This is a genomic window from Lysobacter sp. KACC 24251 (genome assembly GCF_057747755.1).
Genome location: NZ_CM173222.1, coordinates 1,474,926 through 1,498,628, shown reverse-complemented (window position 1 = coordinate 1,498,628; position 23,703 = coordinate 1,474,926). Strand labels below are relative to the sequence as shown.

General features: G+C 66.7%; 21 protein-coding genes. 14 read left to right on the top strand and 7 right to left on the bottom strand.

The annotated features are described in order from the left end of the window. The first annotated feature begins 76 nt into the window (after positions 1-76). Complete coding sequence (locus AC3ARF_RS07065; RefSeq protein WP_498931580.1) at positions 77-736, top strand: energy transducer TonB; 660 nt, start codon at positions 77-79, stop codon at positions 734-736. 78 nt (positions 737-814) lie between these two features. Here AC3ARF_RS07065 and aroA read toward each other — a convergent pair whose 3' ends face one another. From aroA to serC, 4 genes are read right to left on the bottom strand one after another with little or no spacing between them, the layout of a single operon-like run. Continuing rightward, entirely contained in the window at positions 815-2,128 is a 1,314-nt protein-coding gene (gene aroA, locus AC3ARF_RS07060) for a 3-phosphoshikimate 1-carboxyvinyltransferase (protein WP_498931578.1), read from the bottom strand. Continuing rightward, the gene (gene hisC / locus AC3ARF_RS07055; protein ID WP_498931576.1) at positions 2,125-3,291 is read right to left on the bottom strand and encodes a histidinol-phosphate transaminase; all 1,167 of its coding nucleotides are present in this window, start codon (positions 3,289-3,291) and stop codon (positions 2,125-2,127) included. The genes aroA and hisC overlap by 4 nt, the downstream gene beginning before the upstream one ends. Then, positions 3,288-4,505: a prephenate dehydratase gene (pheA, locus tag AC3ARF_RS07050; RefSeq protein ID WP_498931574.1), complete on the bottom strand. Its 1,218-nt coding sequence runs from the start codon at positions 4,503-4,505 to the stop codon at positions 3,288-3,290. Before pheA ends, hisC begins: the two co-directional genes overlap by 4 nt. Beyond that, positions 4,505-5,590 (bottom strand): 3-phosphoserine/phosphohydroxythreonine transaminase, encoded by a 1,086-nt coding sequence (gene serC / locus AC3ARF_RS07045; protein WP_498931572.1) that lies wholly within the window; start codon positions 5,588-5,590, stop codon positions 4,505-4,507. Before serC ends, pheA begins: the two co-directional genes overlap by 1 nt. Positions 5,591-5,758: 168 nt before the next feature. Here serC and AC3ARF_RS07040 point away from each other — a divergent pair, with 168 nt between their 5' ends. The 6 genes from AC3ARF_RS07040 to msrQ all read left to right on the top strand — a co-directional run bounded on the left by AC3ARF_RS07040 (position 5,759) and on the right by msrQ (position 13,983). Continuing rightward, positions 5,759-6,955: an efflux RND transporter periplasmic adaptor subunit gene (locus tag AC3ARF_RS07040; protein ID WP_498931569.1), complete on the top strand. Its 1,197-nt coding sequence runs from the start codon at positions 5,759-5,761 to the stop codon at positions 6,953-6,955. A 12-nt stretch (positions 6,956-6,967) separates the two neighbouring features. Beyond that, positions 6,968-10,126 carry an efflux RND transporter permease subunit gene (locus AC3ARF_RS07035; RefSeq protein WP_498931567.1) on the top strand — a complete coding sequence of 1,053 codons (3,159 nt, stop codon included), beginning with the start codon at positions 6,968-6,970 and terminating at the stop codon, positions 10,124-10,126. Further along, a complete protein-coding gene (locus tag AC3ARF_RS07030; RefSeq protein ID WP_498931565.1) occupies positions 10,119-11,552 on the top strand; it encodes an efflux transporter outer membrane subunit in 1,434 nt (477 codons plus the stop codon). Before AC3ARF_RS07035 ends, AC3ARF_RS07030 begins: the two co-directional genes overlap by 8 nt. Next, positions 11,549-12,157, top strand: coding sequence for a TetR/AcrR family transcriptional regulator (locus AC3ARF_RS07025; protein ID WP_498931564.1), 609 nt, complete (start codon positions 11,549-11,551; stop codon positions 12,155-12,157). The genes AC3ARF_RS07030 and AC3ARF_RS07025 overlap by 4 nt, the downstream gene beginning before the upstream one ends. Before the next feature lie 210 nt (positions 12,158-12,367). Beyond that, positions 12,368-13,336, top strand: coding sequence for a protein-methionine-sulfoxide reductase catalytic subunit MsrP (msrP, locus tag AC3ARF_RS07020; RefSeq protein WP_498931562.1), 969 nt, complete (start codon positions 12,368-12,370; stop codon positions 13,334-13,336). Continuing rightward, on the top strand, positions 13,336-13,983 hold the full coding sequence (gene msrQ / locus AC3ARF_RS07015) for a protein-methionine-sulfoxide reductase heme-binding subunit MsrQ (RefSeq protein WP_498931560.1): 648 nt from the start codon (positions 13,336-13,338) through the stop codon (positions 13,981-13,983). The genes msrP and msrQ overlap by 1 nt, the downstream gene beginning before the upstream one ends. Here msrQ and AC3ARF_RS07010 read toward each other — a convergent pair. Next, positions 13,952-14,758, bottom strand: a complete 807-nt coding sequence (locus tag AC3ARF_RS07010) for an FHA domain-containing protein (protein ID WP_498931558.1) — start codon at positions 14,756-14,758, stop codon at positions 13,952-13,954. The two genes, msrQ and AC3ARF_RS07010, sit on opposite strands and share 32 nt — an antisense overlap. 84 nt (positions 14,759-14,842) lie before the next feature. Here AC3ARF_RS07010 and AC3ARF_RS07005 point away from each other — a divergent pair, with 84 nt between their 5' ends. Beyond that, on the top strand, positions 14,843-15,118 hold the full coding sequence (locus AC3ARF_RS07005; RefSeq protein WP_498931557.1) for a polyhydroxyalkanoic acid system family protein: 276 nt from the start codon (positions 14,843-14,845) through the stop codon (positions 15,116-15,118). A 49-nt stretch (positions 15,119-15,167) separates the two neighbouring features. On the opposite strand, the gene AC3ARF_RS07000 is transcribed toward AC3ARF_RS07005, so the two are convergent. Beyond that, positions 15,168-15,881, bottom strand: a complete 714-nt coding sequence (locus tag AC3ARF_RS07000) for a DUF8198 family protein (protein WP_498931555.1) — start codon at positions 15,879-15,881, stop codon at positions 15,168-15,170. Between the two features lie 191 nt (positions 15,882-16,072). Here AC3ARF_RS07000 and AC3ARF_RS06995 point away from each other — a divergent pair, with 191 nt between their 5' ends. From AC3ARF_RS06995 to AC3ARF_RS06985, 3 genes are all read left to right on the top strand, one after another. Then, complete coding sequence (locus AC3ARF_RS06995) at positions 16,073-17,317, top strand: patatin-like phospholipase family protein (protein WP_498931553.1); 1,245 nt, start codon at positions 16,073-16,075, stop codon at positions 17,315-17,317. 57 nt (positions 17,318-17,374) lie between these two features. Continuing rightward, on the top strand, positions 17,375-17,956 hold the full coding sequence (locus AC3ARF_RS06990; RefSeq protein ID WP_498931551.1) for a phasin family protein: 582 nt from the start codon (positions 17,375-17,377) through the stop codon (positions 17,954-17,956). A gap of 232 nt (positions 17,957-18,188) precedes the next feature. Further along, entirely contained in the window at positions 18,189-19,154 is a 966-nt protein-coding gene (locus AC3ARF_RS06985) for a restriction endonuclease (protein ID WP_498931549.1), read from the top strand. 106 nt (positions 19,155-19,260) lie between these two features. Here AC3ARF_RS06985 and AC3ARF_RS06980 read toward each other — a convergent pair whose 3' ends face one another. Next, positions 19,261-21,252: an SDR family oxidoreductase gene (locus AC3ARF_RS06980; protein WP_498931547.1), complete on the bottom strand. Its 1,992-nt coding sequence runs from the start codon at positions 21,250-21,252 to the stop codon at positions 19,261-19,263. Between the two features lie 205 nt (positions 21,253-21,457). Between AC3ARF_RS06980 and AC3ARF_RS06975 the strand changes: the two genes are divergently transcribed. The 3 genes from AC3ARF_RS06975 (at position 21,458) to AC3ARF_RS06965 (ending at position 23,606) form a co-directional block, all read left to right on the top strand. After that, positions 21,458-21,715 (top strand): acyl-CoA-binding protein, encoded by a 258-nt coding sequence (locus AC3ARF_RS06975; RefSeq protein ID WP_498931545.1) that lies wholly within the window; start codon positions 21,458-21,460, stop codon positions 21,713-21,715. A 27-nt stretch (positions 21,716-21,742) separates the two neighbouring features. After that, positions 21,743-22,369, top strand: a complete 627-nt coding sequence (locus AC3ARF_RS06970) for a TetR/AcrR family transcriptional regulator (RefSeq protein ID WP_498931543.1) — start codon at positions 21,743-21,745, stop codon at positions 22,367-22,369. 349 nt (positions 22,370-22,718) lie between these two features. Continuing rightward, positions 22,719-23,606, top strand: a complete 888-nt coding sequence (locus tag AC3ARF_RS06965; protein ID WP_498931541.1) for a hypothetical protein — start codon at positions 22,719-22,721, stop codon at positions 23,604-23,606. Positions 23,607-23,703: the final 97 nt, after the last annotated feature.

Below are 23,703 nucleotides of genomic sequence, written 5' to 3'. Positions count from 1 at the left end.
CAGCGTTGACGGCCGGATTGACGCTTTGTTAAGCCAGTAGGCGGCAACAATCAGGCATCCGTTGCCTGGACCGTGCATGTCGACCCCCGCCTCGCATCCCCCACCTCGCCGGCATAACGCTGCCGACTGGCGTCCCTCCCCCCGCTCACTGTTGTGGGTGGCGCTGGCCTTTGCTGTAGGTGTGGTGCTGTTCGCGTGGGCAATTTCGGGCGGACGGCAGGATGACTTCCTGCGCGCCGACCAGGCACTGCCGACAGCCGCGCCACGTGATTACGCTCCCTTGCCGACGCCGCTACCGGCCGGCGAGGAGCGCGCCAATGCCAGTGGCTTGGGCGCGAAGCCGGAAAGCACGGACGGAGCTGCGGAACGGCCCTACGTGGTGGAAACCCCTCGCCCGCCGCCGGCTCCTGCTGCGTCGGACGCACCCGCGGCGCCGAAGCCCGCGCCCAGCACCGTCGCCACCACGCTGCCCATGCCGATCTCCGGCCAGACGCCTGCCCCGCGCTACCCGTCGCGCGCGCTGCGACGCGGCGAGTCGGGCACGGTGCGGGTCCGGGTCGAAGTCGGGCCGGATGGGCGGCCCTCCCAGGTGAGCGTGGCGCAGGCCAGTGGCTCCCGCGACCTTGACCGCGCGGCGGTCGACGCCGTGCGGCGCTGGCGCTTCCATCCGGCGCGCCGCAATGGCGAGCCGGTGCCCGGCACGGTGATCGTACCGATCAGTTTCTCGCCGGAATGACATGTGGGGCAGGTGGAGCCCTGCCCTTCGGATCCTGGGCGTCTGGCCTGTTCCCCGGCCGCGCGGGCCAATGCCGCGCTATTCCCCGGCAAGCCCGAAGCCGGCAGCAGCGGCCAGGGTGACGAAGCCCGGGAACGAGGTGGCCACATTGGACACGTCGTCAATTCGCACCGGCGCGTGGGCAACCTGCGCGGCTATGGCGAAACTCATGGCGATGCGGTGGTCACCATGGCTATCCACCGTGCCCCCGTGTATGCGACCGCCTTCGATCACGGCCCCATCCGGCGTTTCGTGGATGGTCACTCCCAGCGCGCGCAGGCCGGCTGACATGGTGGCAATGCGATCGGACTCCTTCACCCGAAGTTCGGCGGCGCCACTGACGGTGGTTTGGCCCTCGGCGCAGGAGGCTGCCACGAACAATGCGGGGAACTCATCGATCATGTCCGGAACCAGCGACTGTGGCACCACAATGCCGCGGAGGGGTGCATACGACACCACCAGATCCGCAACCGGTTCACCCCCCTGTTCGCCCGGGTTCTCCTCGCGGATGTCCGCCCCCATCAGTCGCAGGGCGGCAAGCAGCCCGGTGCGGCGCGGATTCATGCCGACACCTTCCAGCTTGAGCCGCGATCCGGGAATGACACACGCGGCAACCAGGAAGAAAGCGGCGGAGGAAAAATCCGCAGGCACGGCAACATCGGTGGCCTTGAGCCCGTGGCCGCCCTCCAGTTCCGCTTCGCCGGGGCTGAAGCGGATGGGCCACCCGAAGGCCTGCAGCATCCGCTCGGTGTAGTCGCGGGTGGGATGCGGCTCGCGCACGCGGGTGGTGCCGCGCGCATACAGGCCGGCCAGCAACAAGGCCGACTTCACCTGTGCGCTGGCGATCGGCAAGGTGTAGTCGATGCCCTGCAATGCCTGGCCGCCGTACACATGCAGGGGCGGCAAGCCATCACCCGTGGCCTCGATACGGGCGCCCATGCGCGACAGCGGTTCGATCACGCGCCGCATGGGGCGTCTGGAAAGCGAGGCATCGCCGACCAGCGTGCTATCGAATCCCTGCCCCGCAAGCACACCCGCGAGCAGGCGCATGCCAGTGCCCGCATTGCCGCAATCCAACGGGGAGACGCTACCGCGAAGACCATGCAGACCCACGCCATGCACGACACGCTCGCTGGCGTTCGGCGTCTCGATCCGGACGCCCAACTGCTCAAAAACGTGGGCGGTAGCGCGCGTGTCCTCGCCCTCGAGGAACCCGGTGATGCGTGTGGTGCCTTCGGCCAGCGCGCCGAACATGATGGCGCGGTGCGAAACCGACTTGTCGCCGGGAACGCGCAGCGCACCCTGCAAGGGTCGTCCGCGGCAGGCAATCCAGTGGGCGGTGCTGCCGCTCATGCCAGAACCTCGTCCAGCGCTAGCAGCAACCGGCGATTCTCATCGCGGGTGCCGACGGTGATGCGAAGGCAGTCACCCAGGCCGTATCCGCCCATCGGCCGCAGCGCCACGCCCCGCTGTACGAGTGCGTGCTCCACCGCTGCCGTACGCTCGCCGAACTCGACCAAGAGGAAGTTTGTCTGCGAGGGGAACACGCGCAAGCCACGGGCCTGCAGCGCCTCGCTGAGCGCGGCGCGTTCCTCGCGGTTGCGCGCGCGCACCCACTCCAGATGCTCGACATCGCCCAGTGCGGCCTCGCACGCCGCCAGCGCCGGCAGGTTGACGTTGAAGCTCTCACGCACCCTTTCCATCACCGCGACCAGTCCAGCCGGCGCGACGAAGTAGCCCACCCGCATGCCCGCCAGGCCATACGCCTTGCTGAAGGTCCGACTGACGACGAGGTTCGGATGCGCATCGCGCATCGCCAACCCGCTCCGGTATTCGGGCGCATCGGCCAGTTCGGCGTAGGCCTCGTCGATCACCACGATCACGTGCTCCGGCACGCGGGCCAGGAAGGCGCGCAGCACGTGTGCGTCCAGCCAGGTGCCCGTTGGGTTGTTGGGGTTGGCCAGGTAGAGGACCGCGGTGGCCGGAGTGATTGCCGCCAACAATGCGTCCAGGTCGTGGCCCGCGGGCATCGCGGCCGTGCGCGGCAACGCGTCGGCCACGCACGCCTTGGCGCCGGCGGCCTGCGTGGCGAGCGCGAAGACGGCGAAGCCGTAACGCGGGTACACCACCTCCTCGCCCGGACCGGCGAAGACCTGGGCAACCATCATCAGAAGCTCATGCGATCCGTTGCCCAGCAGCAGTTCGCCTTCACTCACACCATGCAGATGGGCCAGTGCGCGCTTGAGGTCCGCACCGAGCGGATCGGGATAGCGATGCAGCTCGTGCAGACGATCAAGCACTGCGGCGCGTGCGGCAGGCGATGGTCCGTAGGGGTTTTCGTTCGAACCCAACTCCACCAGTTGCGCCGCCCCGAATCGACGGCGCAGTCCCACCAGATCGTGGCCGGGATCGTAGGCCTTCAATCCCTGGACACCACGACTGGCGCGAGCGGCGTACCAGGCCTCGTCGTGCACTTGCGGCAGATTGGCCGCGGCGCCTTGCACCACCGCGCTCATACGATCGCCACGGGGTACGAGCCCAGCACCTTGACCTGGGTCGCGTACGCGTCGAGGTCCTTCAGCGCCTCGCGCATGGCCGCCTCTTCGGAATGACCGCTGACGTCGATGAAGAACGCGTACTGCCACAGACCGGTATGCCCGGGGCGCGACTCAATGCGGTTCATGCTCAGTCCATGCCGGGCGAACGGCTCCAGCACGTGGTGCAGCGCACCCGGCTGGTCGTTGATGAACACCAGCAGCGACGTGCGGTCATTTCCCGAAGGCGGGAACAGCTCGCGGCCAAGCACCAGGAAGCGCGTGGTGTTATCGGGGCGGTCTTCGATCGGGCCCGCAACGCGCTGCAAGCCATACACCGGCCCCGCGCTGGCCCCCGCAATCGCGGCGGCGTCGTCCGCGCTGCGGGCACGCTTGCAGCCTTCGGCGTTGCTGCCCACCGCGATCTTCTCGGCCTTTGGCAGGTACTGGCGCAGCCATGCCTTGCACTGGGCGAACGACTGCGGGTGCGCGTAAACGCGCTCGATGTCCTCGATCCGCCCGGAACGAGACAGCAGGTGCTGATGGATGCGCAGCTCCACTTCGCCGCAGATCCTGGCCTTGGACGTCAGGAACATGTCCAGCGTCGACTGGATGGTGCCCTGGGTGGAGTTTTCCACGGGCACCACGCCGAAATCGGCATTGCCGGCTTCCACTTCCTGGAACACTTCCTCGATGCTGCCCAGCGGCATGGCATGGATGGAGTGCCCGAAATGCTTGTATACCGCCTGCTGGGTGTGCGTGCCTTCGGGGCCGAGGTAGCCGATCTTCAGCGGCTCCTGTTGGGCCAGGCACGCAGACATGATTTCGCGGAACAGCCGGACCAGAACTTCGTCCTGCAGCGGGCCTTCATTGCGGTCGACGACGCGACGCAGCACCTGGGCCTCGCGCTCTGGGCGGTAGTAATCCACGGCGGCGGCCAGCTTGCCCTTGGCTTTGCCCACCTGGCCTGCGTATCGGGCACGTTCGCCAATCAGGTCCTGAATCGCGCGATCCACGGTGTCGATGCGATCCCGCAGGGCGGCCAGATCGAGCGGCGGCAGCTTGGCGGAAGGCTGGCGCGGAGATGGCTTTTCGGTCCCCCCTGCATCCTCGGCGCTATCCCGACTCGAGGAGTCCTTGCCCGCAGCCTTGCCCGCGGGTTTTCGACCCTTCGATCCTGCCGGTGCCTTGGCCATCAGCCATGCCTCCGCTGGAAGTCCTTCATGAAGGCCGCGAGTGCCTGCACGCCTTCTTCCGGCATGGCGTTATAGATCGACGCACGCATGCCACCCAGCACGCGGTGGCCCTTGAGAGAGATCAGCCCCGCGTCCCGGGCCTCCGCCAGGAACGGCGCATCGAGGGCGGCATCCTGCAGGAAGAACGGCACGTTCATGCGCGAGCGGGCCGCGCGTGCCACCTCGTTGCGGTAATAGCCGCCAGACTGGTCGATGGTGGCGTACAACAGCTCGGCCTTGCGTGCATTGCGACGGGCGAACTCCTCCACGCCGCCTTCGGCGAGCATCCACTTCACCGTCAGGCCCAGCAGGTACCAGTTCCAGCTGGGAGGCGTGTTGAGCATGGACTCGGCGGCCAGATTGGAGGCGTAGTTGAAGATGTCGGCGCGCGGCTGGCCCGCGCGCGCCAGCAGGTCACGGCGCACGATCACCACGCTGATGCCCACCGGTCCGAGGTTCTTCTGAGCGCCGGCATAGATGACACCGAACCTGGACACGTCCAGGGGCTCGGAGGCGATGGAGGAACTGAAGTCAGCAACCAGCGGCACCTCGCCGACTTCCGGCACGTCGCGGTATTCGACCCCGTGGATGGTCTCGTTGGCGGTGTAATGGACGTAGGCCGCGTCCTTCGACAACGACCACGTGGATGGCGGCGGCGCGTCACGGAAGCCGCCGGCTTCGGTGTTCGCGGCCAGATTGATGGTCACGTAGGGCGACGCCTGCTTGAGCGCGGTCCTGCCCCAGTGGCCGGTAACCACGTAGTCGGCCGCCTGGCCCGGCGCCGCGAAGTTAAGCGGGATCAGCGCCTGCGCCGTAGTCGCTCCGCCGGCGGTAAACAACACCGCGTAGTCATCGGGAATGCGCAGCAGGCGGCGCAAGTCCGCTTCGGCTTCGGCGGCGACCTCGATGAACTCGGGCCCGCGATGGCTCAGTTCCACGATCGAGGCGCCCGCCCCTCGGAAGTCCAGCATCTCATCCTGTGCCTGGCGGAGCACCGCCTCGGGCAACGTGGCAGGACCGGCACTGAAGTTGAAGGCGCGGGACATGAGCGGGCTCCGGACGACGGGGCTGTTCAGTATGCCGCAGCGCATCAACCCCGGCGGGCGCGGTTTCCGATGCAACGAACCAGGCTCAACCCACGCTGAACCTGAACGCTTTGACAGAAAGCGAATGATCGTTCATTCTATTCAAGCCTTCCCCACTCCTCCCCTCCCATGCCCCGACCCGCCCTCCCACTCGTGCCGTTGGCACTCTCGTTGTCCCTCGCGCTGACCGCCTGTGGTGGTGGAGCCGCGCCCACCCAGCCGGCACCTCAAGCCGCGCCTGTCACTGTCGTCACCCTGAAGCCGCAGGACGTCACCCTGACCCGCGAGCTGCGGGGCCGCACAACTCCCTTCCTGGTTGCTGAGGTCCGACCACAGGTCTCGGGCATCGTCCGCCGCCGTCTGTTCACCGAGGGCGGTGAAGTGAAGGCCGGCCAGCCGCTCTACCAGATCGATGACGCCAGCTACCGCGCGGACAACAACAGCGCCCGCGCCGCCCTTGCCCGCGCCCAGGCGGCGCTCGTGACAGCGCGTCTGAACGCCAGGCGCAGCGCCGAACTGGTCAAGCTCGATGCGGTCAGCCGGCAGGACAACGACAATGCGCAAGCCACCCTGCGCCAGGCCGAGGCCGACGTGAAGGCAGCCCAGGCGGGCGTGGACGGCACCGACGTCATGCTGGGCTACGCCCGCATCTCTTCCCCCATCAGTGGCCGTATCGGCAGGTCCTCGGTCACCCAGGGCGCGCTGGTCAGTGCCGGCCAGGCCGCGCCGCTTGCCACCGTGCAGCAGCTGGATCCGATCTACGTCGACCTCACCCAGTCCAGCTCCGAGTTGCTGGCCCTGCGCAAGGCCGTGGCTGCCGGCACGCTCGCCAGCACCGAAACCCTGCCTGTGAAGGTGCTGCTGGAGGACGGCAACCCGCACTCGCATGAAGGCAAGCTGGCGTTCTCCGAGGTGACCGTCGACCCGAGCACGGGCAGCTTCGCGCTGCGCGTGGTGGTGCCGAATCCCGAAGGCGTTCTGCTGCCGGGCATGTACGTGCGCGCGGTGGTGGGCAACGGCGAGCGCAAGGGCGCCCTCCTGGTACCGCAGCAAGGCATCACCCGTGACCCGAAGGGCAACACCTCGGCGATGGTGGTGGGCAAGGACGGCAAGGTCGAGGCCCGTCCGGTAAAGGTCAGCCAGGCGGTTGGCGACAAGTGGCTGGTCGAGGATGGCCTGAAGGCCGGTGACAAGGTCATCGTCGAAGGTTTGCAGAAGATCAAGCCCGGCGTCCCGGTGGTGGCGAGTGAAGCGGGCACCCCTGCCCCGGCACGTACCGCCGCCAATCCCTTCTCCAAGCCCGCCGCTGGCGCGGGCAGCAAGTAAGGGGCGCCGCGCATGGCACGCTTCTTCATTGATCGACCCATCTTTGCGTGGGTGATCGCGATCATCATCATGCTGGCCGGCGGCTTGGCCATCTTCAAGCTGCCGATTTCCATGTACCCGACCATCGCTCCGCCGGCGGTGGAAATCCGCGCCACCTATCCGGGTGCATCGGCCCAGGTGGTCGAGGATTCGGTGACGCAGATCATCGAGCAGAACATGAAGGGCCTGGACGGGCTGATCTACTTCTCGTCCAACAGCTCGTCCAATGGCATGGCGACGATCAAGCTGACCTTCGACAACAACACCAACGCGGACACCGCGCAGGTGCAGGTGCAGAACAAGCTGCAGCTGGCCATGCCGTTGTTGCCGCAAGAGGTACAACGCCAGGGCGTCAATGTCTCCAAGTCGCTCACCGGCTTCCTGCAGGTGCTGGCCTTCGTGTCCGAAGACGGCAGCATGGACAAGAACGACATCGCCGATTTCGTGGGCAGTACCCTGGTCGACCCGCTCAGCCGCGTGCCGGGCGTGGGCAACATCCAGGTCTTTGGCGGCAAGTACGCCATGCGCATCTGGCTGGACCCGGGCAAGTTGGACACCTACAAGCTGTCCACCAACGAGGTCATCGCCGCAGTGCGTGCACAGAACGCGCAGGTGGCATTGGGCCAACTGGGCGGCACGCCGGCCATCGACGGCCAGCAGCTCAATGCAACGATCTCCGCGCAGGACCGGCTGCAGACCCCGGAGCAGTTCCGCGAGATCATCGTGCGGGCCAATCCGGACGGTTCGGCGCTCAAGCTGGGCGATGTCGCGCGCGTTGAACTGGGCGCGGAGACCTATGAGTTCGTCACCCGCTTCAATGGCAAGCCGTCCACCGGCATCGCGATCACCTTGGCCACCGGTGCCAACGCGCTGGAGACGGCCGCCAATGTCGAAGAAGCCGTCGAAGCCCTTCGTCCCACCTTCCCCACCGGTCTGAAGGCCATCACCGCCTACGACACCACCCCGTTCGTGCAGGTGTCGATCAAGAACGTCATCAAGACCCTGCTGGAAGCCATCGTGCTGGTGTTCCTGGTGATGTACCTGTTCCTGCAGAACTTTCGCGCCACGCTGATCCCGACGATCGCCGTGCCCGTGGTGCTGCTGGGCACGTTCGGCATCCTCGCGGCGATGGGCTTCTCCATCAACATGCTCACCATGTTTGCCATGGTGCTCGCGATCGGCCTGTTGGTCGACGATGCGATCGTCGTGGTCGAAAACGTCGAACGCATCATGAGTGAGGAGGGCCTCTCGCCGCTGGAAGCCACGCGCAAGTCGATGGACCAGATCACCGGCGCCTTGGTGGGCATCGGCCTGGTCCTGTCGGCGGTGTTCGTGCCGATGGCGTTCATGTCCGGCGCTACGGGCATCATCTACCGGCAGTTCTCCGCCACCATTGTCTCCGCGATGGCGTTGTCAGTGCTGGTGGCGATCGTGCTGACCCCGGCACTGTGCGCCACCATGCTCAAGCCGCTGAAGAAGGGCGCCCACCACGACGATGGCAACGGTCTTCTTGCCCGCTTCTTCCGCAAGTTCAATAGGGGCTTTGACGCCTCCAGCACCCGCTACCAGCGTGGCGTGCGCGGCATCATCGGCCGTCCGGGGCGCTTCATGGCCATCTTCGCGGCCATGGTGGTGGTGATGGGCTTGCTTTTTGTCCGCATGCCCACCGTGTTTCTCCCCGATGAGGACCAGGGCGTGCTGTTCTCGCTGATCCAGACGCCGGTCGGCGCCACGCAGGAGCGCACCCTGCAGACCATCGAGACCATCGAGAACCACTTCCTCAACAACGAGAAGGCAGCAGTGGATTCGGTGCTCTCGGTGCAGGGCTTCAGTTTCGCTGGCATGGGCCAGAACGCGGGAATGGCCTTCATCAAGCTCAAGGACTGGGACGAGCGCAAGTCGCCCGAGCTGAGCGCGGGCGCCGTTGCGGGACGCGGCATGGGTGCGCTGATGCAGATCAAGGACGCCATGGCGTTCGTTTTCCCGCCGCCGGCCATGCCGGAGCTGGGCACCGCCGCGGGCTTCACCTTCTTCCTCAAGGACAACACCGGACAGGGCCACGAGGCGCTGGTGAACGCACGCAACCAGCTGCTGGGCGCTGCGGCGCAGAGCAAGCTGCTGATGGCCGTGCGCCCCAACGGCCAGGACGACACCCCACAGTTCCGAGTGGACGTGGATGAAGGCAAGGCCAGCGCATTGGGTCTATCGATGGACCAGATCAACGCGACGCTGGCCACCGCGTGGGGCAGCAGCTACATCGACGACTTCGTCGACCGTGGCCGCGTGAAGCGTGTCTACGTGCAGGCCGACGCCAAGTTCCGCATGACGCCGGAGGACTTCAACCGCTGGTCGGTGAAGAACAACCAGGGCGAGATGGTGCCGTTCTCGGCGTTCGCTACCACCCATTGGGAATTTGGATCGCCTCGCTTGGAACGCTACAACGGAGTGTCCGCCGTGGAAATCCAGGGCCAGGGCGCGCCGGGGGTCTCCTCGGGTGATGCCATGGCCGAAATGGAACGGCTGGTCGCACAGCTGCCGCCGGGCTTTGGCATCGAGTGGACTGCGCTGTCCTACCAGGAACAGCAGGCCGGCAACCAGACCACGTTGCTGTACGTGCTGTCGCTGATGATCGTGTTCCTGTGCCTGGCCGCGTTGTATGAAAGCTGGACGGTTCCGACCGCTGTGCTGCTGGTGGCCCCGTTGGGCATCCTGGGTGCGGCGCTCGCCAACACCATGGCAGGTATGGGCCGCGACGTGTACTTCCAGGTGGCCATGCTCACCACGGTGGGGCTGACCAGCAAGAACGCGATCCTCATCGTGGAGTTCGCCAAGGCCAACGTGGAAGACGGCATGGAACTCATCGCCGCCACGATGCAAGCCGTGAAGGATCGCCTGCGCCCGATCATCATGACGTCGTTGGCCTTCGGCCTGGGCGTGCTGCCGCTCGCAATCGCAAGTGGCGCCGGCTCGGGTGCGCAACGTGCCATCGGCACTGGCGTGCTGGGCGGCATGGTCGTCGGCACGGCGCTGGGGGTGTTCTTCATTCCCCTGTTCTTCGTGGTGGTGCAGCGCGTGTTTGGGGGCCGCAAGGCCCAACCGGCTGCCGTCGCCGAAGGTGATACCCATGACTAAGCCGCTGATCGCGCCGCTGGCCCTGGCCGCGGCCGTGTTTACCGCCGGGTGCGCCACGCTGGTGCCCGCCACGCCCACCGCCGATATGGGCATCGCCGAACGGTGGCCGTTGCCGGCCGCTACCGGGTCGCCGCTTGCACTGCCGTCCCCTGAAACCGGGGGTGAGGGTACGGCCCTGCCGGTGGCGGACGTCGGTTGGCGGGACTTCTTCACCGACCCGAAGCTGGACGCACTGGTGGAGACGGCGCTGGCCAACAACCGCGACCTGAGGGTGGCGGCCCTCAACGTGGAACGGGCCCGCAACCAGTACCGCATCCAGCGCGCCGACCGGTTGCCCACATTGGGCGGCAGCGCGCAGATGGAACGAAGCGGCGGTGACTTGCCCACCACTGAGGTTTACACCGCAGGAGTGGGGTTGTCGGCGTTCGAACTCGACCTGTTCGGTCGCGTGCGCAACCTCAGCGAGGCGGCCCTGCAACGCTACTTCGCCACGGACGAGACGCGCATCGCCGTACAGCTGAGCCTCATTGCCGAGGTGGCCAACGCCTACCTCACCCTGGCCGCCGACCAGGACCTCTTGCGCGTATCGCAAGCGATGCTGGCCACCTTCGAGGACAGCCACCGCCTCGCAGGGAAGCGCCACGCCATCGGCGCCGCCTCCGCGCTGGAGCTGGCGCAAGCCAAGGCCGAACTGGAGGGCGCCCGCGGTGATGTGGCGCGCTTCGAGGGCGACGTGGCGCGCGACATACATGCCCTGCACTTGCTGGCTGGTACGCCGCTGGCCCCCGAGCAGTTGCCCAACGGCCTGCACGACGGCGCGATCGGGCTGTTGCCTGTGCCGGCGGGCCTGCCGTCCGAGGCGCTCCTGCGCCGGCCCGACGTGCGCGCGGCCGAGCATCGCCTGCTGGGCGCCAGCGCCGACATTGGCGCCGCCCGGGCCGCCTTCTTCCCGTCGATTTCGCTGACGGGTTCGGTCGGTGCGGTCAGCGGGGAGTTGTCGGACCTGTTCTCGGCCGGGACGCAGGTATGGAGCTTCGTCCCACGCATCACCCTGCCGATCTTCCAGGGTGGCAAGCTGCGCGCCAACCTCGGCGTGGCGAAGGTCGACCGCGACATCGCGCTGGCGGAGTACGAAAAGGCCATCCAGGCCGGATTCCGCGATGCGGCCGACGCGCTGGTGCTGTCGGAGACCTTGGCCCAGCGGCGCGAGGCCGCCCAGGCACAGGTGGATGCGGCGACCCACGCCGACACCCTCGCCAAGGCGCGCCACGAGGCTGGACGTGACAGTTACCTGACACGGCTGATCGCACAGCGCACACTGTATGGGGCCCAGCAAGGGCTGATTGCAGTCCGCCAGGCCGAGCAGGCCAACCGCGTGGCCCTCTACCGGGCCCTCGGTGGCGGTTGGAGCGAAACAGGACAATGACCGCACAGACCCGCAGCAGCAAAGCCAAAGCACGGACCCAAGCACAGCGCGAGCGCATTCTCAGCGCCGCGCAGCAGTGCTTCATCGAGCACGGTTTTCATGCAGCGGGCATGGCCAAGATCGCGGAAACAGCCGGGATGAGTCCCGGCCTGATCTACCGCTATTTCGAGAACAAGAGCGCGATCATCCAGGCGATCGTCGACCGGCAGTTGGAACTGCTGCGCGAGGAAATTCGGCTCACGCGCCATATCGACCTGGCCCAAGAGATGGCCGAAGGCTACGGCACGGGCCGGGCGGACGGCAGTCGTCGCATCAGCGCGCCGTTGCTGCTGGAGCTCTCCGCCGAGGCCACTCGGGACCCGGGGATCGCCGCATCCGTGCGCAACTTCGACACGGGGCTTCGCCAGGCGCTGCAGACCTGGCTGGCCCGCCCCAAGGAAGAGGGTGGTCACGCGCTGCCGCCGGCAATCACGGCGCAGCGGGCGTTGATCCTGCAACTGATTTTCGAGGGCCTTCGCGTGCACGAAACCCGCGAGCCCGACTTGGACCATGAATTGCTGTCCCGCGCATTGCGCGAACTCATCCCGCACCTGCTGGCGCCGTGACCGCCGCACCCTACCCTCCGGACAAACAATCCCGGGGACGGCGCGGGGGTCACACTGATCAGGACAAGCACGCCGAGATCCTGGCCGCGGCGCGGGCGCATGCTCCGGACCTGCGGACCCTGGCCCAGCCGACGCCGACGTGGGTCGCGCCATGCAACTTCTTAACCGCAGTCGCGGTCTACTGCAGTAGCCCCCAACCGGCGCTGCCCCATGTCCTTGCGTGACGTCCTCCGCATCCCTGCCGCCCAGATCACCGAAGAAGCGGTGTACCGCGACCGCCGACGCCTGATCGCCGCGTTCGCCGCCAGTCCCGCCCTGGTACTGTCCGGCTGCGCCGAAGCCGACCCCCCTGTGCCGCCCAAGGTCGCGCTGACGCCGCAGCAGGCGCGGTCAGGCTTCCGCACCGCCGAGACGCTGACGCGCATGGAGGACGTCACCAGCTACAACAATTTCTATGAGTTCGGCACTGGCAAGGCCGATCCCTCCAAGGCGCGCAAGACGCTGCGTACCTCCCCTTGGACAATTGCGGTCAGCGGCGAGTGCGCCAAGCCCGGCGTGCTGGACCTCGCCGAGCTGCTCAAGGGCCACGCTCCCGAGGAGCGCATCTACCGCCTGCGCTGCGTGGAAGGCTGGTCGATGGTGATTCCGTGGCTGGGCGTGCCGCTGGGCAGCGTACTCAAGCGCTTCCAGCCCACTTCGAAGGCGAAATACGTGGCGTTCACCACCCTGGCCGACCCGCGGCAGATGCCGGGGCTGGTGTATCGCAGCATCGACTGGCCGTACCGCGAGGGCCTGCGCATCGACGAGGCCATGCACCCGCTCACCCTGCTTGCCACCGGCCTCTACGGCAAGCCACTACCGCAGCAGAACGGCGCGCCGTTGCGGCTGGTCGTGCCGTGGAAATACGGTTTCAAGAGCATCAAGTCGATCGTGGAGATCCGTTTCGTCGAGAAGATGCCACCCACGGCCTGGAACGATCTGCAGCCCGATGAATACGGCTTCTTTTCCAACGTCAATCCGAATGTGGACCATCCCCGGTGGAGCCAGAAGACCGAGCGGCGGATCGCAGGCACGGCGAGCAAGCTGTTCGCCGAGCGAATACCCACTCGGCTGTTCAACGGCTACGCCGAACAGGTGGCCGGGATGTACAAGGGCATGGACCTGAGGAAGTGGTTCTGATGGCACCCTGGCGGCCCTCTTCCCGGGCCAACCTGGCGCTCAAGACGGTCGTCCACGCCCTCGCGCTGACCCCGGCCGCCATACTGGCGTCGCAGGTCCGCGAGGAGTTCCTCACCGGCAGCGGCGCACTCGGTGCCGACCCCGTCGCAGAGATCGAGCACCGGCTCGGGCTGTGGGCGCTGCGCCTGCTGATGCTGACGCTGGCCATCACGCCCTTGCGCCAACTCACCGGGCAGACGGTGTTCCTGCGCTTCCGGCGCATGTTGGGCCTGTACACCTTCGCCTATGCCACGCTGCACCTGACGGCCTATCTCGTGTTGGATCTGCGCGGCTATTGGACCCAGATCTTCGAAGAGATCGCAAAACGGCCCTACATCACTGTCGGTTTTCTGGCGTGGCTTTTGCTGGTGCCCCTCGCCGCGACGTCCACGCAGGCAGCGATCCGTCGGCTCGGCCGCCATTGGGCGCGACTGCACAAGGCGATCTACGCGATCGGCGTGCTGGCGGTGCTCCACTTCTGGTGGCTGGTGAAGTCTGACATCCGCGAACCGCTGCTGTACGCGGTAATCCTTGCCGTATTGCTGGGCTGGCGCCTGGCGCAGCGGTGGCGTGGTGTCAGCGCGCGCCAAAGAGCAGCAGCAGGGTAAGCAACCCGGCCAACAGCAGCGCGGCCAACAGCAGCCACGGGATGCGTCGCACGGAGGTCGATAGCGCCGCCCTGCGGCCCGTATTGACCAGCACCGGCGCCGCGGCGTCCTGCTCGAGGAGCTCCGCGTCAGGCAACGCCTCGGCAAGCACACGCAGCGGGGCTTCGACCACGAAGCGATGCGTGGTGTCGAACACCACTTGGTCGCCTACCCGCAGCAGCGCATGACGGACGGGATGGCCGTTGACCGTACTCCCCGTCTCCGAGCCCATGTCGCGCAGCACGATACCGTTGGGATGCGGCTCCAGTCGGGCATGCCGCTCGGCAAAGTCATGGTCGGTGATGACGATGTCCGCGTCCGCGCTGCGCCCGACCATGATCGGACGATCCAGTGGGAAGGCGCGCCCGTGGTGGCTGCCCCCCACGCCACGCAGCACGGCATGTAAGTGCCCGTCGGCCGCGATGGTTTCCCGCGGAGCCGGCAAGGGTTCCGTGCCCAGCAGTTGCAGCAACTGGCCTTCAAAAAAGATGGCATCGCCCGGCCGCAGCATCGCCATCCGGCGCACCGGCCTGCCGTTGACGTGCACACCCCGCGAGCCTTCGCGCAGTTGCAGCCAGATTCCGCGCCGGTCCACACAGAATTGCACCCGCGCATCGGCCCCGCCTTCAACCGGACGCGGTCGACCATCGGCGTCGAGGCCAACGGCATGCACGCCCGGTGTCAGCACCAGGTCAAGGTGGTCACGATGCGGGAAGCGGAGTCTGGGGGCAGTCACGTGCGGGGAATCTAGCACGGCGGGGCCACTTGGAAGCACCTGCAATGGCCGCCACAATAGTCAGGCACCCCCTGGAGTCTCCGCATGTCGCACATTGCCATCGATCACGCCCACAAGCTTTCGCAGGCCCAGGCCCGCACCGTCGTCGAGGAAGTGGCCGCGAAACTGCACGAGCGTTTCGGCGTGGACCACCACTGGGACGGCGACCTGCTGCATTTCACCCGAAGCGGCGTGGATGGCCATATCGCGCTGCAGCCGGGCAACGTGCACGTCACCGCCAAGCTCGGCTTCCTGCTGGGCGCATTGAAAGGCCCGATCGAGGCGGAGATCCGCCGGGTACTGGACGAGCGCTTCGCCTGAGGCATCGGCAACCCTGCGCTTCGCCCCCACGCAAGGTCGGCACATCGATTCAACCCGAGGTCTGCGGATCGCCGGCAAAGAGCCGGCGCGACAGTTCACGCTCGTCCTGTTCGATCTCGGCAACGAACGCCGCAGGGTCGCCCAACCGTGCAAAGGCGTCGACGCCACGCTCCAGAAACCTCTGCAGCTCCGCCAGCCCGGCCGCCGTCGCGGGCCCGCGGGACAGCTTCAACAACATGCCGACTCCGGGCAGCTTCAAGCCCCGACCCAGGTCCTTGCCCACGCGGGCGATCAGGTCAATCTGGTAACTGCGCAGCCTGGGTAGACCGCACGCGCGGTAGGCCTCCCCGTAGAGCGCGTCATCCAGCCGCTTGCGCTTGGGTGCCAAGGTTTCCAGCACCTGCGCCATGCGCAGGTCGAAGGCGTGGGTTAGCAACCCCAGTTCGATCGCGTCCGCCACGCTGGCCAGCAGCGCGTCCGGCAACAGCTTCTGCATGAGTGGCACGACCCGGGCGATGTCGGCATCGCGCCGGCTGAAGTCGTGATCGCCATAGACATCGCTGAGGAAGAATTCGGCCGCCGCGCGATGCCGAGGGTCTTCCAGGAAATGGGCGAAACTCCGCCGCAGACGCGCCGCCTGCCATCGCCGCAACTCGGGGAGCCAGCGCAGCCGGTTCCGCGGATCGTGCGCCGGGCTGGTCAGTCGCTGGTGGCGCTGCAGCAGGTCAGGAAGCCGGATGGACAGATCGCGGGTGCGGGCCATGCCCCGGATCATCGGCTGCTCGCGTGCCAGACCGCAACCACGCACCCGCTGCAGTCGCTTCGGTCAACCCGCGGGCCGCCTGGCGGTGGAGTGCGCCCACGGCCAGCGGGGTCGGCGGCGCGTGAGGACGGCGCCACAGGCGTCATTGGCGATTGGGCTACACTCGGGCCAACCCCTCCGTACTGCTGCGCATGCTGTCACTTCATACCGCCCGCCAACGCCGCGACACCCAGGGCAAGCCCCGCATTGGCCTCGCCATCGCGGGTGGGGGGCCCATCGGCAGCATGTATGAGCTGGGCGCCCTGCGTGCGCTGGATGAGGCCATCGAGGGGCTCGACCTCAATCGCATGGATTGCTACGTGGGCGTCAGCAGCGGCGCATTCCTGGCCGCAGGCCTCGCCAACCGCATGCGGACGGAGGAGATCTGCCGAATCTTCATCACCGGCGACAGCTACGACGCGGTGTTCCGCCCCTCCGACTTCATGCGCCCGGCCGTCGCCGAATACATGCGCCGTGCCGCAGCCCTGCCCCGCATTACCCGCAAGTGGTTGGGCGACATGCAGCACACGCCTTGGGGCACGGGCTGGTCGAACTTCATCATGCGCTTTGGCGGGCTGGTGCCTACCGGGCTGTTCGACAACGCCCAGGTCGAGCGATTCCTGCGGGACGTGCTGACTCGCCGCGGACGCACCAACGACTTCCGCAAGCTGGACGTGCCCCTCTACGTGATCGCGGTCGACCTGGACAACGGCGAGGCCGTCCGCTTCGGCAGCGAACAGTGGCGCGATGTGCCTATCTCGAAGGCCGTCCAGGCCAGCGCCGCACTGCCCGGCCTGTACCCACCCGTGCAGATCCGCGGCCGCAGTTTTGTCGATGGCGCCTTGCGCCGCACCATGCACGCCTCGGTGGTGCTGGACCAGGACATCGACCTGCTGATCGGCGTCAACCCGCTGGTGCCGTTCAACGCGCAGGGCGAAGACGAGGGACTGGAGGCCGGCGCCGGCCATTCCGGACGTCTTGCCCGCGGCGGCCTGCCCGCGGTCCTCTCACAGACCTTTCGCACCCTGCTCCAGTCGCGCATGCAGGTGGGCTTGGCCAAGTACGCCACCCAGTACCCCAACATCGACCAGCTGATCTTCGAGCCCAATGCCCGGGACGGGGAGATGTTCTTCACCAACGCCTTCAGCTTCTCTGCGCGAGCGCGCATCGCCCAGATCGGCTACCGCAACACGCTCGCCGACCTGCGCCGCCGCGCCGAGACCCTCCGCCCCCTGTTGGCGGCGCACGGGCTGGCGCTGCGCGAGGACGTGATCAACGATGCGCGCCGCTCCATCTTCGACGGGCTCCCCCCGGCCACGCGCGATTCGGATGCCACCGCGCGGCTGCGGCGCGCTCTGGACGAGCTGGAACAACGTGCGTCCTCGGGCTTGGTGTGAAAGCTCTAGACCCGCGGCGCATCTTGCAACACAACCCACCCACCCCCTGAGGGACCCATGGCCACGTTCAAGAAGTCCGCGAAGAAGTCCACCGCCAGGAAGGCGGGCACCGCGTCCTCATCCGAAGGACTGACCAAGACCCTCAGCGAATCCGCGCAGCAGATCTGGCTGGCCGGCATGGGCGCCTTCGGCCGTGCGCAGAGCGAGGGCACCAAGCTGTTCGAGGCACTCGTCAAGGAAGGCCTCAACCTGGAGCAGACCGCACGCAAGCTGGCCGGCGGCCAGGCCGATGCGGTACGCGATGTGGTGGAGACCAAGGTGGGCAACGCACGCGAGCGCGCGGCCGACACCTGGGACCGTCTGGAAAAGGTGTTCGAGGACCGCGTGCAGCGGGCGATGAACAAGCTCGGCGTGCCGGGCCGCGACGACCTCAATGAACTCAGCCGTCGCGTCGACGCGCTAACCACCCAACTGCGCCAGTCGTCCAAGCCCGCCGCCCCGGGCAAGGCTCCTGCCAAGCGCGCGGCGAAGTCCGCGACCAAGCCGGCCCCGGCACCCGCGAAGAAGGCAGCCCGGAAAGCTCCCGCCCAGCGCGCGCGCAAGTCGGCGGCCGGCTCTGCGAAGTCGACACAAGCGTAACGTCCGACGACCCAGACGGCTCAGCATGCGCTGGTCGCATGCCCGATCAAGCCCGCCAGTTCCCTCCCCCGTTTGCTCCCCTCCCCTTACGGTTACGGACTGGCGGGCCTCTTCCCTCCCCAATCCCCCAACGCCGGTCACGGGTTTCCTGTGCCGACCGGCACTGAACGCAGCAACGCGGGCCACGTATAGTGCGCGACTGGGTGTCTACTGCGGGGTGGGAATGCTCAACGTGTCGTTCATCGCCATCATGCTCCTGGTCGCCTTGTTGCTGGGTGGCGGCCTCATGGCGTACCTGTGGTTCGTCAAGGAACGCCAGCTGATCGTAGCCGGCGGCATTGCCACGTTGGCCGGCATGCGTTGGCGCGAATTTTCCCGTTTCGTCATCGAAGCGCTGCAAGCGCAAGGTTTCGAAGCCCACCCCGACGAACACAACCCCGAGCAGACCGATCTGCGCCTCACGCGCGGTGGCCAGACCTGGCTTCTCAGTTGCAAGCAAGGCCCGAAGAACCGGATCACCGGAACGCAGGTCGGCGAACTCACCGACGCGATTCGCCTCAATGGCGCGGCCGGCGGCATCCTGGTGACGCTTGGCAGCATCGATCCGTCGGCACGAAAGATCGCCGGACATGTAGAGATGCTGGATGGCCAAGCGCTCTGGCCGCTGATCGACCCCTTGCTGCCACCCAGCGTACACAATGGGCTCAACGCCAAGGCGAGGGCCCAGATCACGCGTACCGCGGCCCTGGGTTGGGTCGGCGCGCTTCTGGTCGGCTTTGGTCTTGCCGTGCTTGTCGCGCCCGAAGTCGACCCCGCCGCGAAGACGCCCGCGACCACGGGCGCGCTCGCTACCGCCAAACCGACCCGGGCACCGACTTCCGCCCCCACCGCGACAACGCCGAACGCCGGGCCCGCGCCGGCGATTGCGCCGACCATTTCCGTCGCCACCATGCCCGAGGAGGACCAGCGCAAGCAGGTCATCGACGAAGTCGGCACCCTGTCCGGCATTGAGTCCGTGTTCTGGTCGACGCGCTCCACCCTGATGCTGCAGCTGTCCGAAGAGGCCAATCAGCAGCGAATCGACGAGATCTGCGCGGTGGTAAAGCATTACGAGGCGATCCGCACATCGCGCCTGCACCTGCAGCCGCCCAAGGGCAGCGATGCCCGCGTGCGCTTCCTGCAGTGCGCCACGTACTGACGACTGCCGGCAGTCGCCGCACGCGAGAAGGGCCGCCGGCACCCCCGGCGGCCCTTTGCATTTCAGTCACATCCGATCACGCTCGCGCAACCCGGATGGTACCCACTTACCAATGCACCCCGCGCATCAGCGAGGCGAACGCAATCTGTTCATGGCTCGGCTGCTCCTCCTTGAGGGCCTTCTTGTCACCCTTGGCCGCGGCAGAGTCCGGAAACAGTTCGAAGGCGGTGTTCATCACCACCTCATACGCCTTGGGTGCCAACGCATTGACGAGCGAAGCGAAGATGCCCAAGCGCGTGGCGATGCGGCTGGGGCGTTCGATGATGCCCTTGACCACCAGGTCGGCGGCCTCCTCCGGCGTCAAGGTGGGCACGCTGTCGTACATCTTGGTCGGCGCGATCATCGGCGTCTTCACCAGCGGCATGTTGATGGTGGTGAAGCAGATGCCCTTGCTCGACAGTTCTCCCTGCGCGCAGCGGCTGAATGCATCCAGCGCCGCCTTGCTCGCCACGTAGGCGGAAAAGCGCGGCGAGTTGGCCAGTACGCCAATCGAGCTGATGTTGATGATGTGCCCCCGGCGGCGCTCGGTCATGCCGGGCAGGACGCCCATGATCAACCGCAGGCTGCCGAAGTAATTCAGCTGCATCGTCCGCTCGAAATCATGGAAGCGGTCGTAGGAAAGCTCGATTGAACGTCGGATCGAGCGACCCGCGTTGTTGATCAGGATGTCGACCTTCCCATGTTCTTCCAGAACCGTCTTCACCAGCCGGTCGCACTCGGCCATGTCGGATAGATCGGCGGTATACGCGAACACCTTGCCGCCGGCAGCCTGCATTTCGTCGCGCGCCTTGAACAGTTCCGCCTCACCGCGCGCAACGATCACCGTAGTGGCGCCCGCTGCTGCCACCTTCTGCGCGGTGGTCAGGCCAATGCCCGAAGATCCGCCGGTGATCACGACAACCTTTCCCTTGACCTTGCCCTTGAGCGAGCGGTCAATGAACAGGTCGGGGTCGAGATTGCGCTCCCAGTAGTCCCACAGGCGCCAGGCATACGTGTCCAACCGAGGCACGCTGATTCCACTGCCTTTGAGTGCCCGCTCCGCCTCGCGGTTGTCAAAGCGCGTCGGGTAAGTCAGGAACTTCAGCGTTTCCTTCGGCACCTGGAAGTCACGCAACAGCATCCCGACCAGGCGCCGCACGGGGGGCAGGCTTCCCACCGCCATGCGCACGCTACTTGGTATGAATGCGAAGGTGCGGGCGTCGATGCGCATCGTCATCTCGGGCGCATGCCCGGCGCGGGCGAAGGTATTGAGCACCTCGCCCACGCGCATCGGCTCCGGGTCGGTCAAATGGAAGCATTGGCCATCCAGCTTGGGCTTGTGCGCGATGTGGTCCATCGCGTCGACGACGAAATCCACGGGCACGATGTTGATGCGCCCGCCCTCCAGACCCAGCGTCGGCATCCACGGCGGCAGCATCTGGCGCAGCCGCTTGAGGAAAGTGAAGAAATAGTACGGGCCGTCGATCTTGTCCATCTCGCCTGTCTGCGAGTGGCCCACCACCATGCCGGGGCGGTAAATACGCCACTTGACGCGCTTTTCCGCCCGTACAAGCCCTTCGGAATCATGCTTGGTACGCAGGTACGGGTCATCGAGACCCTCGGCCTCTTCGAACATGTCTTCGCGGAACACGCCCGGATACAGTCCCGCCGCCGCGATGGAACTGGTGTGGTGGAAGCAGCCCGCTTTGATCGCCGCGGCCAGGTCCAATGCATGCGCCGTGCCGTCGATGTTGGCGGCGCGCTGCGCCTCCGCACTGGCCGTGAGGTCGTAAATGGCGGCCAGATGGAAGAAGTGCTTCACCGTGCCTTGCAGGGTCTTGATCCGGGCCGGCGCCACGCCGCAGTTGGCGCGGGTCATGTCGCCCTCGACCGCCACCACGCGCTTCATGTCCCAGCCCATCTTTCGACCGATGGCCTCGAGCTTCTTCATCGAATCCTTGCGCACCAGCACGTGCACTGGTCCCTTGCGCTTGAGCAGCAGGTTGGTGACCAGAAAGCGCCCGATGAAGCCCGTCGCGCCCGTGACGAAATAGCCCATGCCCCTCTCCTGGTTGTGTTCCCGGCACGCTCCATCGCGGGATCGGCTCGCTCGCCCGGCACCGCGCCGGACACGCTCGCCCGCATGGCGCCGTCGCGCCTACGTTGCCAGAGTGGCGACGCACTCACAATTCCCCGCCGTATTGACCACCCCCCACCCGCATGGTGTGATGAAGGCACCGCTTCGTAGCGCTTGGGAGGGCCCCATGTCGGACCTGCAAACCGCATTCAAGCAAGCCGCCGAGGACATCAAGGGGCTCGCCGAGCGCCCGGACAACGACACCCTGCTGCGCCTGTACGCGCTTTACAAACAGGGCGCGGAGGGTGATGTGAACGGCCCCAAGCCCGGTTTCTTCGATTTCGTGGGCACCGCCAAGTACGAAGCCTGGTCCAAGCTCCAGGGCACTTCCCAGGAGGACGCCATGAAGAAGTACGTCGACCTCGTGAAGAAACTGCGCGGCTGAGCCGCGCCTGCAGAGGACGTCGCCTTAGTGGCCAAGGACACGCGCCAGAAGATCCTCGATACGGCGTTGAGCATGTTCAACGCCCAGGGCGAGCCGAACGTCACCACCAACCACATCGCCGACGAGTTGGAGATCAGCCCCGGCAACCTGTACTACCACTTCCGCAACAAGGACGACATCATCGAGCAGCTGTTCGCGCGCTTCGAGGAGCGCATGGACACCGCGCTGGGCGCCCCCGAGGGACGCCTGCCGGGGCTGGAAGATGTCTGGTTGCAGCTGCACCTGGTGTTCGAGTGCATCTGGGACTACCGGTTCCTGCACCGCGACCTGGTCGAGATCCTCAGCCGGAACCGGCGGCTTCGCCTGCGGTTCGCCCGGATCCTCAAGCGCGCGGACGAGCAGGCGCATCTGGTCATGCGCGGTCTCTCAAAGGCCGGGGTGATGCGTGGCTCGGCCGAGGAACTGGCGGCCACTGCGACCAACGTGCTGCTGATCGCCACCTTCTGGCTCAATTATTCGGCCGCTCGCGGCGACAAGGACGAGCAAGTGGCGATCCGTCAGGGCATCGTGCAGGTGATGATGCTGATTGCGCCCTTCCTGCGCGATGCCGAGCGCATCCATCTGCACACCCTGACCCGCGCTTACCGCGACTGAGTCTGATCACGCCCCACGGCGGTGCCCAGGGCGCGTACGCGCGCCCGGCAGGCGGTTGGCTGCTCCCCGCTGCCAATCCGCGACGCCCGCCAGCAGACGCTCCGGAAGCGCAATCGCTTCCCGATGGGCCACCGCCACCAGGCCCAAGCCCGCCAGCCAGAGGTGACGAAGCGTGGTCTGCCGGGACTGCGCGGCTCGACGCGGGTTGGCGACCATGGGCGGGGCTCCGTTGACCGGTCGGCCGACCGGCTTTCCGTTTCCCATTCTGGCGCTGCACAACCGAGCAAACAAACTACCCTGCCGCGGCCCACCATGGCCCCGGCGATTGCCAGCGCAGCGGATTTTGGGGATGCTGGGGAAGCACTGGAGCGAGGGACTGGTCATGGCAGGCAAGGCATCGTGGGCGGCACTTCCCAAGGACATGCAGCGCTTTGCCTTCCCAGGCGATGCGTTGAAGAAGGCCTGGTCGAAGCTCCATACCGGCGACCAGGAGCCATACCCTGACAAGAAGCGTGCCGCCGCACTCATTGCCGCCGCCGGGAAACAGGCACCCAAGGGCCTGGATGCAGACGCGTTGGCCGCCGCGTTGCAGGAGGCCTGGCGGTCTTTCCACGAAGGTGACTTCAAGGCGGCCTACGACGCGGGGGTTGCGCTGGGCCCCGTGGGTGCGTCGGTGGCGGTCAAGGCCATCGGCATCCATGCCACCCACCTCGTTGACGACGAGGCGGAGAAGCTCAAGCGTTTCGAGCAGGCCGCCAAGCTCGCGGAGGCGGCGGTCAAAGCGCTTCCGGACGAAGCCAACAGCCACTTTCGGCATGCTTTTGCGCTGGGCCGCTACAGCCAATGCATCAGCATCGTGAAGGCGCTAAAGGCCGGCATCGCCGGCAAGGTCCGCGCCGCGCTGGAAGCCGCGCTCGAATTGGCACCCAATCATGCCGAGGCGCATACCGCGATGGCGCTGTACCACGGCGAGATCATCGGCAAGGTCGGCAGCATGATCGGTGGCGTGACCTACGGCGCCAAGGCCAGCGAGGCCACGAAGCACATGAGCACGGCGTTGCGACTGACTCCACAGGTCCCGATTGCCAACATCGAGCACGGCAACCTGCTGCTGCTTCTGCATGGCGACAAGGAGGAAGCCGAGGCAGCCCGCGCGTACGAGATTGCCGGTGCGCTCACGCCGCTCGACGCCATGGATGCGCTGGATGCGGCTTTTGCGCGCTCGCAATTGGAGTGAGCCCGGGAGGCGCGCGTCGGATTGACAAGGGTCAAGCCGGCGCCGCGACATACCGCTAATCTGACCTTGCTGGAACCATCCCGCTCATCCCGACAAG